Below are 18,727 nucleotides of genomic sequence, written 5' to 3'. Positions count from 1 at the left end.
TTTATCGTTTTCGTACACGAAAACCAAATAATACACTCTCTATATTTAAAAATCCACAATGTTTTTCAGTAAAAGAACTACTTTTGTTTTATAAAAGATAAAAGGTCTAATACTAAAACAAAACAACAGCATGGAAAGTAAATCTATCTGTAAATTTATTGTATCAGGATTACTGATGATTGCTCCGCTATTGTGCGGTGCTCAGAAGGTGTGTGATAAACAGCCGTGGTCTGTCCGTATGGCAACTTCAGAAATGATGCGTTGTCCCGAGTCTTGGCAACTTGACTTCCAGACTCGTTTGAAGTGGGATTATTGTCATGGACTGGAACTTCAGTCGATGCTTGATGTGTATGATGCGTATGGAGACAAGAAATTCTTTGATTATGCGGTGGCCTATGCCGATACGATGATTCATGCCGACGGTTCTATCGAGACTTATAAGTTGCATGAGTATAATATTGACCGTCTGAACTCAGGCAAAATGTTATTTCGTATCTATGAGCAGACTAAGGATGAAAAGTATAGGAAAGCTTTGGATTTGTTGCGAAGTCAATTGGATACACATCCCCGGAATGCTGACGGCGGTTTCTGGCATAAGAAGATTTATGAGCATCAGATGTGGTTGGATGGACTGTATATGGGACAGCCCTTTTATGCAGAATATGCCTATCGCAATAATCGTGTAAATGACTATGCGGATATTATTAACCAATTTGTTACAGTTGCCCGCCATACTTACGATGCAGAAAATGATCTTTATCGTCATGCCTGCGATGTAAGTAAACGGGAGAGATGGGCGGATAAGGTCACCGGACAATCACAACATTGCTGGGGGCGTGCGATGGGATGGTATGCTATGGCATGTGTAGATGTGCTTGATTTTATTCCGCAGCATGAAGTGGGACGGGATTCGGTGATTGCCATTTTAAATAAGTTGGCTGCTCAAATAAAACGTACTCAAGATACCCGCACCGGTGTATGGTATCAAGTGATAGACCGTAGCGGTGATAAAGGAAACTATTTGGAGTCTTCCTGCTCTACTATGTTTGTGTACGCACTGTTGAAGGCTGTTCGTAAAGGATATATCTGTCCATCTTATATGGAGGTGGCTCAAAAAGGATATGAAGGTATTTTGAAGCAGTTTATAGAAGTGGATGATAAAGGACTGGTTTCTATTACGAGTGCGTGTGCCGTAGCCGGTTTGGGAGGTAAAAACTATCGTATGGGAGACTATGACTATTATATAAATGAACAGATACGTGTCAATGATGCGAAGGCTGTAGGTCCGTTTATCATGGCAAGTTTGGAATGGGAGCGCTTGCATGCAAATGGTGGCAGCGGTTGTAAAACTCCATTGGAATAATGAAATGAAAAGAATAGCGATTATAGGATGTATGTGGTTGGTTGTCGCTACTTTATGGGGACAACAACGGCGAGATACACTCATCGTTTCGTGCGATGGGACAGGCCATTACCACACTCTGGGAGATGCATTGGAAAGTGTTCGCGCTTTTATGGACTATACAGTGACCGTTTATATAAAGAATGGTGTGTATAAAGAGAAAGTGGTTGTTCCGTCCTGGTTAGAGAACCTTGAGATAATAGGTGAAGACAAAGAGAAGACCGTTATTACCTATGACGACCACGCCAATATAAATAAAATGGGAACCTTCCGTACCTATACGGTAAAGGTGGAAGGCAGTCATGTTACTTTTAGAAATCTGACTATTGAAAATAATGCTGCTCCATTGGGACAAGCCGTAGCACTCCATACGGAAGGGGATTGTCTTCGTTTTATCAATTGTCGTTTCCTTGGAAATCAGGATACGGTATATACTGGAGCAAAATTTACACGTCTGTATTTTAAAGATTGCTATATTGAGGGAACTACCGATTTTATTTTTGGACCTTCCACAGCTCTGTTTCAGGGGTGTACTATTCACAGTAAACGAGATTCTTATATAACTGCCGCTTCCACTCCTGCAGAGGCGGAATACGGTTATGTCTTTCAACATTGCAAACTGACGGCTGCTCCCGGAGTGGAAAAGGTATATCTGGGGCGTCCGTGGCGTCCTTTTGCCTATACCTTATTTATAGAGTGCGAATTAGGAAAACATATTCTTCCTGCCGGATGGCATAATTGGAAGAATTCTGATAACGAACAGACAGTCCGTTATCGGGAATATAAAAATGCAGGTGAGGGCGCTGATATTTCCGGAAGGGTAGAATGGAGCAGGCAGCTATCATCGGAAGAGGCTCAAAAGATAACTGTTGAAAATCTGTTTTACAGCCGGTGTAATACGTGGAAATTCTGAGAATAGTTGATTAATCCACATAAAATGATAAAAACTACACATCGGGACATTTTGAAACATCTACTTTTGCCTCAGTGAATATAGGTTCTTTGTAGCCTTAGAAAAAATAACAACTATAAAAACACATCTTATGAATCTAAAAGAATTAGCTAGAAAAGCAGTCTCAACCCTTTTTCTGAGTATGCTTTGTTTGGTCGCTTTTGCTCAAGGACATCAGGTGAGCGGTATTGTGAAAGACGCTACCGGCGAATCACTGATTGGGGCAAATGTTTTAGTAAAAGGGACAACCAACGGCGCTATTACCGATTTTGAAGGTAAATTTTCCTTGTCCGACGTTAAGTCGAGTGATATCCTTGTATTCTCTTACATAGGGTGCGTCACACAAGAAATTAAGGTCGGAAATCAAACACAATTTGATGTAACATTGAATGATGACTCACAAGCATTGGAAGAAGTGGTCGTTATTGGTTACGGTACGGTAAAACGTAAGGATTTGACCGGTTCTGTCACATCAGTGGGTGCTGATAAGTTGGCTGCGGTTCCGGTTGCTTCGGCAACAGAGGCGCTGACCGGTAAAATGGCCGGTGTACAGATTACCACTACAGAAGGTTCTCCTGATGCCGAAATGAAAATCCGTGTGCGTGGTGGTGGCTCTATTACGGGTGATAATACTCCATTGTTTATTGTCGATGGTTTTCCTGTAGAAACCATTTCCGACATTCCGGCTTCCGATATTGAAGATATGACGGTGCTGAAGGATGCTTCCTCTACTGCCATCTACGGTTCCCGCGGTGCGAACGGAGTTATTTTGGTAACAACTAAATCCGGTAAGGAGGGAAAACTGAGTGTGACTTATAACGCATATTACAGTATTAAGAAAATTGCAAAAACATTGGATGTACTTTCTCCATACGACTATGCCAAATGGCAATATGAGCTGGCCGGCTTGATTAAAGAAAATGATATGAGTTCTTATATCGATTATTTTGGAAACTATCAGGATATGGATATGTATCAGAATATTTCCGGAAATGATTGGCAGGATCAGACTTTCGGACGTACCGGACACGCTTTCAATCAAAGCTTGAACATTAATGGCGGTAGCGATAAAATAAAATATGCGTTCGGCTACAGCCACATGAATGATAAGGCTATTATGCAAGGTTCATCTTTTAAGCGTGATAATTTCAGTCTGAAGTTGAATAGCAAGCCGGTAAAGAATGTGACTCTTGACTTTTCAGTCCGTTATTCGGATACAGATGTAAAGGGTGGCGGTGCCAATGATACCAGCAGCACGTATGACTCGGACAAACGTTTGAAATATTCAGTGATTTATACTCCGATACCTTTGGAAAACCTGAATTCGGAAAGTGGCAGTTCGGATGATGATTTAGGTAACCTGTATCATCCATTGACAGCCATTTCGGATAATGACCGTGAACGTGAGCGTAAGAATCTGAATATGGCAGGTAGCTTTACATGGGAAATCTTCAAGAATTTCCGTGCCAAGACAGAATTCGGTTATGATGATTACCGCGAAGAAGATTCACGCTTTTGGGGATTGACAACTTATTATATAAAGAATGTTCCTGCAAAGGATAATCAAGGCAAACCGGCTATGGAGATTGCAAACACATTCCGTCATAAGTTCCGCAATACGAATACCGTTAATTATGATTTCGAAAAATTGCTGAAGAATGATGACCATCATTTAAATGCCATGATAGGCCATGAATGGATTGTCACCAAATCAAAGAAACTGACCAATACGGTTCACGGTTTCCCCGAATCGTTCACATCACAGGATGCATGGAAATATTCTACACAGGGTACTCCTTATTCCATTGATAATTACCTTAACCCTGACGATAAACTCTTGTCATTTTTCGGACGTATCAATTATGACTATAAGAGCAAATATTTGTTAAGTGCTACTTTCCGTGCCGACGGTTCTTCCAAGTTCTCAGACGGAAACCGTTGGGGCTATTTCCCTTCGGCAGCAGTTGCATGGCGTGTGTCTTCAGAACCGTTTATGGAAGGAACCAAGAGTTGGCTGGACGATTTGAAACTCCGTTTCAGCTACGGTACTGCCGGTAATAACAATATTCCGTCGGGCCAGATGAACTTGAATTATGCTTCTTCTTCCACTTCATGGATTAACGGCTTTAATAACTATTGGGCCGCATCAAAGACGATGCCTAATCCTGATTTGAAATGGGAAACGACCATTACCCGTAACATTGGTCTGGACTTTACCACATTGGGCGGAAGATTGAACGGTACGCTGGAAGCCTATCTCAATACAACCAAAGATTTGCTGATTCAGTTTCCTGTAGCCGGCACAGGCTATGATTATCAATATCGTAACATGGGCAAGACACAGAATACAGGTTTTGAGGCCAGTGTGAATTGGATTGCCGTTGATAAGAAAAACTTTGGTTTGAGCTTTAGTGCCAATATCGGTTTCAACAAAAATAAGATTAAAGATTTAGGTATCATGGATGACTTTGGAGCTGAAACCTATTGGGCTTCTTCAGAAATCGGTAATGACTTTTGGATTGCCAAAGGCGGTGCTGTAGGTAAAATGTTCGGTTACCGTTCTGCAGGGCGTTATGAAGTAAGCGACTTTGAGGGTTATGATGCTGCCGCCAAGAAATGGATTTTGAAAGAAGGCGTAGTCGATGCTTCCGCTGTGGTAGGTACACTCCGTCCGGGTATGATGAAACTGGCTGATATTGATGGAAGCGGAGACGGCAAGGTCACTACTGCCGACCGTGAAATAATAGGTGATGCCAATCCTGTCCATACAGGCGGTTTCAGTATCAATGCCCGTGCATACGGTTTTGACCTGAGTGCAAACTTTAACTGGAGTGTGGGAAATGATGTATATAATGCCAACAAGATTGAGTTTACACAAACCAGTAAATATCAATACCGCAACATGATTTCGGAGATGGCTGACGGTAAGCGTTGGACGAATTTGAATGAAAACGGTACTATTTGCAACGATCCCGAAAAACTGGCTGCAATGAATGCCAATACTACTATGTGGTCACCTTACACACAACGTATGATTTTCAGTGATTGGGCAGTGGAGGATGCTTCCTTCTTACGCCTGAATACACTGACATTAGGTTATACTCTTCCGGCCACTTTGCTGAATAAGGTGGGAATCCAGAACTTACGTTTCTATGTGACCGGTTACAATCTGTTCTGCTGGACCAATTATTCGGGATATGACCCGGAAGTATCCACTATACGCAAAACAAACCTGACTCCGGGTGTGGACTATTCAGCATACCCCAAGAGCCGTCAGTTTGTGGTTGGCCTTAATTTGAATTTCTAATCAGGAAAAATGTATTGAACAATGAAAAAATTTATATATACTTCTCTTTTGTCTTTGTCATTAATGGGAGCTATGACTTCATGTGACTTAGAGTCGCCTGCTCAGTCGGCAATGGAAGAACCCAATCTATTTACGGTAGAATCATTGGCTGAGGCCGCAGTAATGGGTATTCACCAGTCTTTCGGAGAAACCAACTCTTATCGCGGACGGTATCTTCCTTACTATGGAATCAATACTGACATCGAATGGATTAATAATATGGAAGCGTCTAAAGTGGCGGATGATGGCAAATATGAGCTTTGTACCTATGCCACTCGCGCCACGAACAGTCAGATGAATACCTCAAACAATGCTTGGGCTAAGTTTTACGAAGGAATCGAGCGTGCTAATTTGTGTATCCGCGGGTTGCGTACTTATTCCGACCTGACTGATCCTGCTTTTCAGCAATTACTAGGTGAAGCGATTACATTGAGAGCAGTTCTTTATCTTGATTTGGTGAAAGGTTGGGGAGATGTCCCGGCTCGTTTTGAACCGAATACTTCCGAAACCGTTTATCTGCCTCGTACAGACCGGGATAGCATTTATTTACATTTGTTAAATGATTTGGAAGAAGCGGAAGATTTGGTTCCGTGGCCGAACGGCTCTGCGGTAACCAAGAGTACGGAACGCGTCAATAAGGCATTCGTGAAGGGCCTTCGTGCACGTATTGCCCTTTATGCAGCCGGATACAGCCAACGTGCAGACGGTGTCCGCCGCAGTAATGACCCGAAACTGAGCGTTGCCAATATGTATGCTTTGGTAAAGGAAGAGTGTCTTGACATCATCAATAACAGTGGATGCCGTTTGGGTACTTTCAAAGATAACTTCTTGAAACTTTGTCAGGACAATACAGCAGCCGGAGGCGAGTCTATTTGGGAAATTCCGTTCTCGGATGGTCGTGGACGTGTGCTGTATACTTTGGGTGTGAAACATCAGAAGACCGACCAATATACACAACAGGCACAGGGCGGCGTAAATGGTCCGTTACCTTATTTATATTATGATTATGATGTGGAAGATGTTCGTCGTGACATTACTTGCGTTCCTTACGAATGGTCAAAAGACCAGAAGGATGGCAAAAGCTGGCAGACACCGCGCAGCCTGAAAAGCTGGTGTTTTGGAAAACTGCGTTATGAATGGATGAATCGAGTGGTGACTTCTACCAACGACGATGGTGTGAACTGGCAGTATATGCGTTTGGCAGATGTTTACCTGATGGCCGCCGAAGCCATCAATGAGCTGGAAGGGCCGTCGGCTGCGGCTGCCTATTTGAAACCGATTCTTGACCGTGCACTTCCTACTTCCAAAGTTTCGGCTTATCTGGCTCAGGCCACTGCCGGCAAGGATGCTTTCTTCAATGCCATTGTTGAACAGCGCGCTTTTGAGTTTGCCGGAGAATCTCTTCGAAAGGCCGACCTGATTCGTTGGAACTTACTGAAAGAGAAGTTGGACGAAGCCAAAACCAAGATGTCGCAGTTGGCAAGACGGGAAGGCGCTTATGCCGATTTGCCCGAAAAAATCTATTATCAGACTGCCGCAGATGGTGAAACGTTGATGATTTATGGTTTGAATCATGGAGATACAGATGAAGAGGGAGCAGCTTTGGGGTATGAATCGAGTACAACATGGATTTCTACCGAAAAACTGACGGACGAACTTATCAATGTCCTGTATCAGAAGAACCCGGATGAAAACCAGTTCTGGCCCATTTGGCAGACTTTTGTTGACAGCAGCAACGGAACCTTGTCCAACGACTAATAGTTGATAAACACATAAATACCAAAATTATGAACAAGTATAAGAAATATACATATATGTTGGGGCTGGCAATAGCAGCCCTGACCGCCGCTTGCGATGACCCGGACGAAGAAATCACGAATATTGACTATGACCGTCTTTTCTCACCGGTCAATCTGGAAGCGAGAGTGACCAACCGTACCAATGTACGTTTGACTTGGTCGACTGTGAAAGGGGCAACCGCATATAACATTGAGGTTTTTGAGAACGACAGTCTGACTTTCGCCGGTTCGCCTGCAAAGACCATCAGCGGTGTGACTGCCGACCAGCTGCCTTATACAGTATCCAAGTTGGAGGGCAGTATGAAATACTCAGCCCGTGTGCAGGCTGTAGGCGAAGGAATTGCCGAATCCAAATGGAGTGGTGTTTACTTTAAAACAGATGCGGAACAAATATTTGAAGCGGTAAATGATGAAGATTTACAGGCAACCGGTGCTACTCTGAGATGGACTGCCGGTGAAGCGGCTACAGAAATTATTCTTACTCCGGGTGATATCACTCATACCGTGACTGCCGACGAGATAGCAGCCGGTGCCGCTACCATAACCGGATTGACCGGCGAAACCACTTATACAGCCAAGTTGATGAACGGAACGAAAGTACGCGGTACGCTGACTTTCACTACTTTACTTGATTTGGGTGATGCCATTGCCGTGACTCCCGAGGATGACTTTGCCGAAGTATTGGCGAATGCTGAAGATGGAGATGCTTTTGCGCTGTATCCGGGGACTTATAAAGTGATGAATACGGCAGACGGTGTGGAGTCAATAGCCAAAATTGCCATTTCGAAGAGTATTGAACTGAAAGCAGTCCGTCCCAACGACCGTCCTATAATCAATGGATGTATCACGTTGAATGACGGTGCGTCTCTATTGTTGAGACAGATTGTGATGGACGGTACAGGTACGGATGGCAGTCAGGCAATAACCTTCAACACAGCCGGTGCCACTTACAATGCGCTGACGGTGGAAGATTGCGAAATCAAGAACTATACCAAAGGTTTGTATTATCTGAATGTAGCTGCTATGGTCAATGAGATTGTATTCAATAATTGTCTGGTTCACGACATTGAGTGTGACGGAGGTGATATGTTGGATTCGCGCAAGGGAGCTATTAAAGTACTTACTTTGTCCAACTCTACTTTCTATAACAGCTGTGCGGCCCGTGACTTTGTGCGTTACGATGATGCCTCTTCTACATTTGCCGGTGTTACTCCTGCTATCAGCATAACCAATTGTACATTGGTGGGCATCTCTAATAATTCCGGTAAACGGTTGATGTATGTCCGTTTCAAAGGTAATCAGATAACCTTCAAGAACAATCTGGTAGCCTCGACTGCCGGCCTGTTCAGTAATCAGGCTAACACGGATGCCAATCCGGACTTTGCTGGAAACAATTACTTTGACGCTCCGACTGCCGGTTCTATTATCACCGGTTCGGGCGATACCGCTAAGGTAGTGGCTGAGGACAAGAGTGCCACCACATTAAATCCGGGCTTCAAGGATGCTGCCGGAGGTGATTTTACCCTGTCTGATGAAGACTTGATTTATAATCAGGTTGGTGACCCGCGTTGGTATTAGGATTTTTAGGATAAGACTATTTAAATAGTTACTTTTAGGCACGGATTATATGGATTTATGCGGTGACCCCGGTCAATCCTTGAATCCGTGCCTTTTTAATAGATATACGTTATGATGAAAAAAATTATATTGTCGGGCTTGTTTTTATCAGTTGTAGCCTGCGGTAAAGGGAGCATAGACAATGGAGACCTGCCTGAAATACCGTTGGGACCGGAATCACCTGACAGTCCCGGTACACTGACAGAATATCCTGTTCCCGACCGTTCCACCATTTTAGCTTTCCCTGGAGCGGCAGGAGCCGGGCGCTATGTCAGTGGCGGAGCAGGGGGGGCTGTATATACAGTCACTTCACTTGCCGACGACGGGACGGAAGGCACCCTCCGTTGGGCTGTCGAAAAGAAAGGTACGCGTACCATTGTATTTGCGGTTAGCGGTATCATTGAATTGCAATCGCCCTTAAAAATAAAGCATGGCGATGTGACTATTGCCGGTCAGACAGCTCCCGGAGATGGAATCTGTCTCCGTAATTATACCTTTTATATAGGAGCCGACAACGTCATTGTCCGTTTTATCCGTTCCCGCATGGGAGATGTGGCAAGAACGGAAGATGATGCGATGGGCGGACATTCCGGCAATAGGAAGATTATGCTGGATCATTGTTCTTTAAGTTGGTGTACCGATGAGTGTGGCAGTTTCTATGGTGCCGGTGAGTTTACGATGCAATGGTGTATTTTAAGCGAAAGTCTCACAAATTCCGTTCATGCCAAAGGTGCTCATGGCTATGGCGGCATTTGGGGAGGAGAGGGGGCTACGTTCCATCATAACCTGTTGGCACATCACAGCAACCGTACTCCACGTCTTTGCGGCAGCCGTTATACAGGGCGTCCTGATGCAGAGAAGGTGGACTTGCGCAATAATGTTATTTACAATTTCGGCAATGAAGGAGCTTATGCCGGTGAAGGCGGGTCTTATAACTTGGTGAACAACTACTATAAGCCGGGTCCTTATACGGCTACAAAATCCTCTTATGCCCGCATTTTTACGGCATACGAAGATGATGGGAAGAATCAGAATAAGAAAGGGACACACGGAGTCTTTTATTTGAAAGGAAATTATTTCGACTCTACCTGTCCTGCACTGTCTGATAAGCAGCGGAAGCAGCTGGAAACTGTGAACTTGGCCAATGCTGCCGGATTCGTGATTAAGGGCAATTTTGCTCCGGCTTCCGAAGTTCTCTCTTCTGCCGAATTTCCTATTGCAGATACAAGCTTTACGGAAACCGCCCGGCAAGCGTATGAATCGGTGCTGGATTATGCCGGTGCTTCCTTGGCGCGCGATGCTGTTGACAGCCGTATTGTCAGAGAAACTCGTGAAGGGACTTTTACTTATACCGGTTCTAATGGCAGCAAGCTGGGACTGATAGACAGTCAGAAAGATGTAAAAGGATGGCCGGAATACAAACAGACAGAAGTCTTGAAAGACAGTGACGGTGACGGAATGCCCGATGAATGGGAGGTGATACAGGGACTCAATCCGAATGATGCGTCAGACGGTGCGAAGTATAATCTGAGTCCTGAATATACCAATCTTGAAGTTTATCTCAATAGCCTTGTTGCAGGTACATACCCTGCCAATTAGGTATATTGTGTATGCTTGATGCTGTTATAGAAAAAATGTAATGATATGACCTCCCACGCTTCCCATAGAACAGCGCACTCAGGGAGGTCTTCGAGTTTTGTATGGTAACTTTTTTAAGTCGGTGGAGTTTTTGAAAAAAGCTTAAGTCTCCTTCTGAAGCAATCCATTCTTTTCGAAACATTTCTAAGCTCCTCATTTATAATACCTTTACAACTTTTAATGCTTGCTTTTCAGGAGAAAAGGAAATGTCAATCGATACTTAACCGATTGATAATGTAGTGAATAAGATTTTCGGGGAAAGAAGAAAAAAAGTGTATCTCTTAGTAAGAGATACACTTTTCGATGCAAATTTACACAAAGTTTTGATAATTAAAACTTTTTGAGAAGAAAAATCACAAGACAAATGCAAAAATATCTTTAGTCTTAAGTTGTAGGATACTTTTTTATCGGCTTAAATAATTAATAATAAGTCGTTTATGTGCGTTCGGTGTATCTCTTACTAAGAGATGCACCGAACGCAACCCTTTTTTAAGGGTTTGAAAAATGTGTATTTATCTGAAATAGAGACGATAAAAAGAGAGTACAATGGACTACCTGTTCCTACACCGCGACAAGCGCACCTTTACTTCCGAAAGGCAGAAGAATCTGCTCTTCCGGGCTGCCCATCTTTACTGGAAGCAGAAGTTCGCAGACCGTAACGTGGAGCAGGCAAGGAAAGTCGATTGTGAGCTATATAAATATGTATTGTACTATTTGGAAGTTCGCCAGGTGTTTCTTGACCCGAAGCTCTCACTGAATAAGCTGAGCGATATGATTGAAACGAACCAGACCTATCTGTCGAACGTGGTGAACCGCTACTTCGGCTGTCACCTGAAAGATTTGGTGAACGGTTATCGGGTGGAATATGCCAAGGAACTGCTCCGTTCAGGCAAATGTCCGTTGGAGGAACTGCCCCAACGATGCGGATTCCTATCGCGAAGTACGTTTTACACTTCCTTTAAAAAGGTAGCGGGTGTCTCTCCAAAAAGATATATGAAACAAGAACAGAGGGCTGTGCCCTCGGAACTGATAGAATATGTATAACCAATTTTAGTTTTTTAAATTTATAAATTTAAAGTTTTTCTATTATGAACAAAAAGTTTTTAAGTGCAATCCTGTTCGGAGCCTTGATGGTTACCTCGACAGGAACATTTGTGTCTTGTAAAGATTACGACGATGACATCAAAGACTTGCAAGAACAAATTAACTCCAACAAAGACGCTATTACAGCTTTGCAGAAGTTGGTGGGCGAAGGAAAATGGGTAACCTCTATTTCTTCTATCGAAAATGGTTTCACTGTAACCATGAGTGACGGTACTACTCAGACAGTAACCGGCATCAAGGGTGCAGACGGAAAGAACGGTACTGAATGGACTATCGGCGAAGACGGTTTCTGGTATAAGGACGGTGAAAAGACCGATTCTCAGGCTGTAGGTGAAGACGGAAAAGCAGGCGTTACAGCTCCTTCCCCAAAAATCGATGCCAACGGCATGTGGGTAGTTTACGAATGGGATGCCGTTAAGGGCGAATTCGTAGAAAAGACTACTGAAATCCCGGCTCAGGGCACTAGTGCATATGTAGTAGCAAAAGATGGCGTTTACATCTTGCATATTGCTGATGAAACTGGTAAGTTCCAGGATATTACATTGCCTGCTACTTCTGATGCATTTGTAGTGGAAGCTGTGGCTGCCAAGGTGAATGTGAAATTTGAAACAGCGAAGTGGACTAAATGGAATGCTACAAAAGATGAGTCTAAAGCATTGCTGAAGGCTTTCCCGGGAATTGCTGACATTAAGAAGAATGAAACTGTAAAACAAGGTGGTAATCTGCCTTTGATTGTTACTCCTGCCACAGTTGAACTGACTGACAATTTCTCATACAGTTTGTTGGATGTGAAGGGTAAAGTAGCCGATATTATTGTTTCTACTCCTTCTAAGGGTTTGCCCGAAGGTACTACTTTTGTGGACGGAGCAATGCAAACAAGAGTAGCCGGTGCTAACGATTGTCTTTGGACTTTGAAGGTAGAACCTGCCTTTGATGCTGTTAAAAAGACTTATGCAGAAGTTAAAGATGCTTCTTTGCTGGTGGAAAATGCAAAAGGAACAGTAGTAAGAACTGCATTTGCTTATCAAGTGTATTCTGATGATATTAACAGCGATGTAACTATTACTCCTGCCAGCCCTGCATCAGCAAAATATGCAGAAACAATTGATGTGTTTGAAAAACCATCGGATACAGAAGAGGCTATGTTCACTTTGGCTAACCAGTATGACGGTTACTTTATTCTTGAAGCAACCAACGCTGTTCAGGTTGAGAAATACGGATTGTCTATTGAAGGCAGCAAGCTGACTATTGCTAAGATGCCGAGCAGTGACCTTTCTATTTCTGTAACATTGAAATTGACAGCTCTTGGTTTGAATGGTTCTGCTGTTTCTAAAGAAGCAACATTTACTATTTCTCAAGGTGTGGAAGCAACAGGCGAATTGGCTGACAAGTCGGTTACTTTGGCTGCTAAACCTGCAGATGCTGCATTAAGATGGAACATTGCAGACCTTGGTCTGAGTGCTGTTCAGTTGGATAATTTCTTGAACGGTGATGGCGCTAATGTGAAGTTGACTGCCACTCGTTATGATGCTGACACAGAAACTAAAAAAGTAGCTTATAACGCTGCCGTAACATTCTACAATGCTAAGGGTAAGGAGACTACCTACACTAGTGCTACATCTAAATGGAACAATGGCGATGCAGTGACATTCGGATTTAATTTGGATGCTACAGCTGAAAGTGATGCTCTTGACAACTATACAGCAGAAAAGTTCTTGCCGAAAGAATATGTATTGACATTGACTTCTACCAACGGTAACACTGTTATCTTCTCTGCAGAAGCTACATTGACTGTTTCTAATCCGACTACTGCTATTAAATTGAATCCTGCTTTCGTAGAAAATGGAATTCTGCAAATTACCGGTGGTAAGTCAATTGCTACTGATGATGAAGTGAATTATACATTAACCGAAGGTATCATTATCGATAAGACTTATATTACAGGTGATATTAGTTCGGTGACATTTAAAGATTTGGATAATGCTAATTATGTAGAAGAAGGTGGTAGTGATAACACTCATTTTGCATTCCCGAACTGGATTGAAACTTCTCCGAAATTGAAAGCTAATAAGTGGGATGATGATGAGGAAGTAACGGATGCCGAGCAGCAAATGTACAAAGTACGTAAGGTTCGTGCTACTTATCCATTGTTTGGTAATACCGATAATACCGTAGACTTTGATTTCGAAGTTATCGTTAAATCAGAAGTTTATAGCGAAGATGCTTCTAAGGCAATTGTTATGAATGAAGATAAATTGTCTGCTGTATATGGCGGTAAAGACAAGACTAATCAGATTGACATAACTAAAGCTATAAAGAGCAATGTATTTGTAGCGGGTTCTGATAAGGGTAAGACTTATAACTTGTTTGCTGTCAAAGGTGGCGACATTAAGGTTAATGGTTATCAATATGGTACTATTCCTTCAGTAGCCAGTGCAGATGATAAACTTAAGTTTGCTGTTGATGCGAATGATATGATGATTGAAATTGTAGTTGCAGATATGAAAGCCTTCGGATTCAAGTCTGACGCAATCTTGAAAGCACAGCAAGGAACAGCTAAATATTATTTGTTGGCTGCAAATACAGCAACCGAAAGTGATGCGGATTCTAAAGAATATGTAGGCGTTAAAACTCTTGCTGAGATTTGGACTGATAACGATGATGTTTTGAACAAATATTATGTAAAAGCAGCTGGCCATAACGATTATTATGTTCGTAAATATGAAGATAATGCACCTGTAAAAGTTGCGGATGATGATAAGGCTATTTATGACTTGTTTACAACTTATGCAGGCAAGGTTAATTTTGCAGTAGTGAAAGACATAAAAGTTGGAGAAACAGCAGCTACAGAAGCCAATGCTAAGATTAAAGCAGTTTATTTGAAGGTGGTTGATCCTGAATATGCAAAAGCTCTGATTAAGAATGTAGAAAACTTTGATGGAACTAAGAATGTTAATGAGTTTGCAGGCAGTACAATTATTACAGCTGTTGATGAATTGTCAGAAGGCGTAACGGAATCTGCACCTGTTGAAATGCAACTTATTGTAGTAGATGCTTGGAATAAGACTATGACTGTTCCATTTACTATTACTTTGAAAACTAAGTAATTATTACAACCTGAACAATTTCAAGCCAGCCTCCTCTTTAGTGGGAGGCGGCTTCAAATTCTCAGTTGAGAATTATATCCCATTCGATCGGGAAGTGAATATCTCCGGTAACGGATTCTATTCACTTCCCGATTTTTTTATTGAACTTGATTGAAACGATTTTCTTGGTTCATGCACAAAAATCCTTGAGCGTAAGCGCACTCAATGGGCATCCTGTCACAATCCGGATGGAAAGGAAAGGCGGATATCTGGCGTTCCATTAGTTAAATATCGCTTAATTTAATTCGTCCCAATTTTAATGAGATGCTAATGAGAAATGGTAGAAAACAATTTTTTAGGAAACTTCTTTTATTTAGAAACCTTTATTCCATTTATCTGCCAATCTTTTTTAGCCGTTCCTTCTGTGAAATTAACTACTTTCGTTTCCAAAGGTAATGCTTCAAATATTAGGCTGACTTCTGCTTGTCCGCTTTCCGGTAAAAAGAAATGCTCGCCAGGAGTGATTCCTATAGCTCCTTTTAGAGTATATGATACCCCCTTTTCATCAACTAATTTAGCATTTGGACTTACTTGTATCCAATATTTAGGAGTATAATAAGCATTAAAGTGGACAATGGTAGCTGTATCAGTCAATTCTACCTGTTTTATCTCTAGAATATCAGTATTGGTTGAAGTTATAGACGGGTAATTTACGATTCTTGTGTTGCCACGTTGCATAATACTCATTTCGTGTTTGGGAGTATCCAAATATCTACGCATTTTAAATTTCAAACTGCCTTTGCCATATCCTGTCCACATTTGCATAATTTTCCCATTCGGAGAAATAAGCACATAATTAGGAATACCACGAACACCGTATTTAGCATATAATCCGGCTGTTTGTTTCAGATCACTTAAATTTGGCCAAGTCATTTCATGTTGTGTCGAAGCCTCCTTCCATCGGCTTTTGGTGTCAGAGCTAATACTAATAACAGTCAGTCGGTTTTTATATTGTTCTTGAATCTCTTTCATTTCTGGCAGTGCCATGATACAAGGGCCACAACCGCTACTCCAAAAATCAAGCAGCATATATTTTCCTTTAAAATCTTCCAAATGATAAATTTTCCCATTTAAATCGAATAGATCGGCATCTGCCATATCATCTCCTTCTTTAACTACTGTAGGAGGAAAGAGGTTTACAGTTATTGCCTGTCCTATCGTAGTGGCTTTTTGTTCTTCATTTAGTCTGTTATATAAAGCTAATGTTTCTTCTTTATAAGAGAATTTTGGATTATACTTAACAGACATACTTAATTTATTTAGCTTCTCCATCCATACACTAGAAATAGGAAGTTTTTGCATCAACTTTAATTCTCTATTGCTGATTATTGCCGATATGCTATCTTGTTTAGCTTCTAGTATTTTGCATTCGGTTTCTGAAGTACAGCTTTTTTCTTTAATTACCAATCGCTGGTACTCATCCCATAAATCGCGTGAATCCATAGTAAAATTATTGTATTCTTGCTGTTCTTTAACAGGACTATTAACCTCCCAAGTATAAATTAAAGTATTTGTACCTGTCACTTTTATTTTAGCATTTGGAGTTGCATAAATTTTCAGTGACATAGGAGGAAAACCTTTTTGACGAGTACACATAAGAGATAATATATCCAGACCACTTTCTCCTGCTTTCCGTTTGAAATAGAAAGTTCCGTTATGTATGCTATCCATAGCAACTGTACTTCCTACGTTCCCGTCAAGTAAAAATAGAGAAACAAGAGTTCCGTCTTTTACACCTTCCACTTTACCTTCAATCGTATATTCTTCTTGTGCTTGTGCAACAAGAGAGGCAAATAAAAGAAGGCTGCTAAATAGTAATTTTCTCATGATATTATTTTTTTTATTATAGATTAGTGCACAAGGTAGAGCTTTTCTTTATAGACTGCTTCAATCTTTATTATTCTTTAATATTTTTGCATATTATAGAGGATACAAAACGAGCTTTCGCTTGTCTAATATGCCTAGCATTCCACCACCCGATACACATTCCCCTTGGCAGTATGTACCCGCTCGCCCAACTGGGGCAGGATGCGGCTCAGGCTGTAGGCCGTCATGCCCCTCATGGCTGAGGGATGGACGGACTTCATCCGCTCGAACAACTGGGTGGCGGAAAGGGTCAGCACCTCCTGCGGATGGTCCTCTTCCGTGGCAAAGCGGAAGCAGAGGCGGAACACCTCCTCTTCGGGTACATGCTTGTAGAACAGGGCGTTGTGTTGCTGTATGGCCTGCTCCTCTTCTTTATTAAACCAGCTACGTTCACCGGACAGAAGCTCCGCCTTGAGCTGGGCGTACAGTTGCTCATGGGCTACGGGAGTGGTACAGTCTATGGCGTGTTCCAGGCTGACACAAAGAAAACGTCGCGAGCCGGTGCAGTCCACCAGCAGGTCTTCCCGGTTACTGGTGCCGATAAACGAGGCGATGCGGGGAAGTGCCGAGGCACTGCGTTTGTAGGCCTTGCGNGCGGAAGCCTGCATCAGGTTCTTCAGCAGGGGCATTTTGGACGCACCCAACTTGTCGAATTCATCCAGATTAATCAGGCCGTAGGCAGCTAACCTGGCTTCGGCGGATGCCGGGGAGCTGAGGTCGTAACTCTCTGTATAGTAGGCTTTCAGCGCATCGGGCATCAACAGGCGGCAGAACGTGCTTTTCCCCAGTCCCTGACGACTGCTCACCAGCAGGGGAGCCACGCTGTTGGCGCGGTTGGTATCCGGCCGGAACTGCATCCATTGGGCGGAGAGCCCCAGCATCCAGCGGTGGAAACCGTTCACCCATACCGGGTCATCAGACACCCTGCGGGCGAGTGCCGATACCCGGTCGGTGCCGTCCCATTCGGGAAGCCGTTCAAAGTAGGCGGTAAAGGGATGGTATTCGCTGATGCGGCGCGAGCGCACAAAGCGTTGGATATCCCTGTCCCAGCAGTCTATGCCCGCTTCGATAGCTTCCAGACTGAGCGAGTTCATCCACCGTTCGTCCACTTTGGCGTAGCGCAAGTGGTCATCGGGAATGCCGTGTTCCACGCCCGCTACCTCAGTTTCTTCGGTCAGCACGTTGAACCGGAAGCGGTAGCGGGAGGTAAGGAAAGCGGTCACTTCCTGCATCAAGGAGCGTGATTTCGCCTTCCTAACAGTTTCTTCCGGAGATATGGGCGCGGACTCCTTTTCAGTGTCTTTCAAAGATATCGGTCCGACTTCCTTTTCAATATCTTTCGAGGATTTCAGTCCGGGCTCCTTTCGGATGTCTTCCAAAGATATCACTCCGACTTTATTTTCAATATATTTCGAGGACTTCACTCCGAGTTCCTTTCGGATATTTTCCAAAGATATCGGTCCGACTTCCTTTTCAGTGTCTTTCAAGCGTACAGTATTCATGACCTTTCGAACGCTTCTCGGTCGCACGGAATCTTCCTCCGTTTCTTCTGTTAAGTCTGTCGGACATCCGGAAAAACCGTTTCTGCTTTCCGACAAGTTTCCCTTGCCGTTTTCAGCAAGAAGAACCTGTGACTTGTCCACTTCCTTCACCCCTTCTTCATCGGAAACGATGTAGTGATAACTGCCCGCCAGCGCATTTCCGTCGGTGCGCGGAGTCCAGTCCAGCACCAAAGCCACCCGGCCTTCGCGGATATCCACTGCCAGATGCACACCGGGCATGGTCCGACAAAGCGGCATCAGTCCGTTGAGGGCGGATACGAGGTCACGGCGTGGTGTTCCGTCGGAGGGAACAGGA

General features: G+C 43.2%; 10 protein-coding genes. 8 read left to right on the top strand and 2 right to left on the bottom strand.

What is annotated here, in order from left to right; translation table 11 throughout:
• Window positions 1-130 precede the first annotated feature (130 nt).
• From IR173_RS11925 to IR173_RS11890, 8 genes are all read left to right on the top strand, one after another.
• On the top strand, window positions 131-1,363 hold the full coding sequence (locus IR173_RS11925; RefSeq protein ID WP_237039821.1) for a glycoside hydrolase family 88/105 protein: 1,233 nt from the start codon (window positions 131-133) through the stop codon (window positions 1,361-1,363).
• A gap of 4 nt (window positions 1,364-1,367) precedes the next feature.
• Window positions 1,368-2,315, top strand: coding sequence for a pectinesterase family protein (locus IR173_RS11920; protein ID WP_237039820.1), 948 nt, complete (start codon window positions 1,368-1,370; stop codon window positions 2,313-2,315).
• A 130-nt stretch (window positions 2,316-2,445) separates the two neighbouring features.
• On the top strand, window positions 2,446-5,661 hold the full coding sequence (locus IR173_RS11915) for a SusC/RagA family TonB-linked outer membrane protein (RefSeq protein ID WP_394800669.1): 3,216 nt from the start codon (window positions 2,446-2,448) through the stop codon (window positions 5,659-5,661).
• Between the two features lie 21 nt (window positions 5,662-5,682).
• Complete coding sequence (locus tag IR173_RS11910) at window positions 5,683-7,458, top strand: RagB/SusD family nutrient uptake outer membrane protein (protein ID WP_237039819.1); 1,776 nt, start codon at window positions 5,683-5,685, stop codon at window positions 7,456-7,458.
• Between the two features lie 29 nt (window positions 7,459-7,487).
• Complete coding sequence (locus IR173_RS11905; RefSeq protein ID WP_237039818.1) at window positions 7,488-9,077, top strand: fibronectin type III domain-containing protein; 1,590 nt, start codon at window positions 7,488-7,490, stop codon at window positions 9,075-9,077.
• 114 nt (window positions 9,078-9,191) lie between these two features.
• Window positions 9,192-10,715, top strand: a complete 1,524-nt coding sequence (locus tag IR173_RS11900; RefSeq protein ID WP_237039876.1) for a pectate lyase — start codon at window positions 9,192-9,194, stop codon at window positions 10,713-10,715.
• A gap of 585 nt (window positions 10,716-11,300) precedes the next feature.
• A complete protein-coding gene (locus IR173_RS11895; protein ID WP_237039817.1) occupies window positions 11,301-11,798 on the top strand; it encodes a helix-turn-helix domain-containing protein in 498 nt (165 codons plus the stop codon).
• Window positions 11,799-11,842: 44 nt separating this feature from the next.
• Window positions 11,843-14,965, top strand: a complete 3,123-nt coding sequence (locus IR173_RS11890) for a PL29 family lyase N-terminal domain-containing protein (protein ID WP_237039816.1) — start codon at window positions 11,843-11,845, stop codon at window positions 14,963-14,965.
• A gap of 348 nt (window positions 14,966-15,313) precedes the next feature.
• Here the strand turns inward: IR173_RS11890 and IR173_RS11885 are convergent, their stop codons facing one another.
• Both IR173_RS11885 and IR173_RS11880 read right to left on the bottom strand, forming a co-directional pair.
• Window positions 15,314-16,831, bottom strand: a complete 1,518-nt coding sequence (locus IR173_RS11885; protein WP_237039815.1) for a TlpA disulfide reductase family protein — start codon at window positions 16,829-16,831, stop codon at window positions 15,314-15,316.
• Window positions 16,832-16,965: 134 nt separating this feature from the next.
• On the bottom strand, window positions 16,966-18,669 hold the full coding sequence (locus IR173_RS11880) for a VapE domain-containing protein (RefSeq protein ID WP_394800670.1): 1,704 nt from the start codon (window positions 18,667-18,669) through the stop codon (window positions 16,966-16,968).
• Between the last annotated feature and the right edge of the window lie 58 nt (window positions 18,670-18,727).

It is taken from the genome of Phocaeicola faecalis (assembly GCF_021730445.1).
GTDB classification, from domain to species: domain Bacteria; phylum Bacteroidota; class Bacteroidia; order Bacteroidales; family Bacteroidaceae; genus Phocaeicola; species Phocaeicola faecalis.
This window is presented reverse-complemented; position numbering and strand designations above follow the sequence as displayed.

Bases quoted from the DNA above. Each gene is read 5' to 3' on its own strand.
- IR173_RS11915 (WP_394800669.1), top strand. From the start codon at position 2,446: ATGAATCTAAAAGAATTAGCTAGAAAAGCAGTCTCAACCCTTTTTCTG.
- IR173_RS11890 (WP_237039816.1), top strand. From the start codon at position 11,843: ATGAACAAAAAGTTTTTAAGTGCAATCCTGTTCGGAGCCTTGATGGTT.
- IR173_RS11905 (WP_237039818.1), top strand. From the start codon at position 7,488: ATGAACAAGTATAAGAAATATACATATATGTTGGGGCTGGCAATAGCA.
- IR173_RS11910 (WP_237039819.1), top strand. From the start codon at position 5,683: ATGAAAAAATTTATATATACTTCTCTTTTGTCTTTGTCATTAATGGGA.
- IR173_RS11885 (WP_237039815.1), bottom strand. From the start codon at position 16,831: ATGAGAAAATTACTATTTAGCAGCCTTCTTTTATTTGCCTCTCTTGTT.
- IR173_RS11925 (WP_237039821.1), top strand. From the start codon at position 131: ATGGAAAGTAAATCTATCTGTAAATTTATTGTATCAGGATTACTGATG.
- IR173_RS11920 (WP_237039820.1), top strand. From the start codon at position 1,368: ATGAAAAGAATAGCGATTATAGGATGTATGTGGTTGGTTGTCGCTACT.
- IR173_RS11895 (WP_237039817.1), top strand. From the start codon at position 11,301: ATGGACTACCTGTTCCTACACCGCGACAAGCGCACCTTTACTTCCGAA.
- IR173_RS11900 (WP_237039876.1), top strand. From the start codon at position 9,192: ATGAAAAAAATTATATTGTCGGGCTTGTTTTTATCAGTTGTAGCCTGC.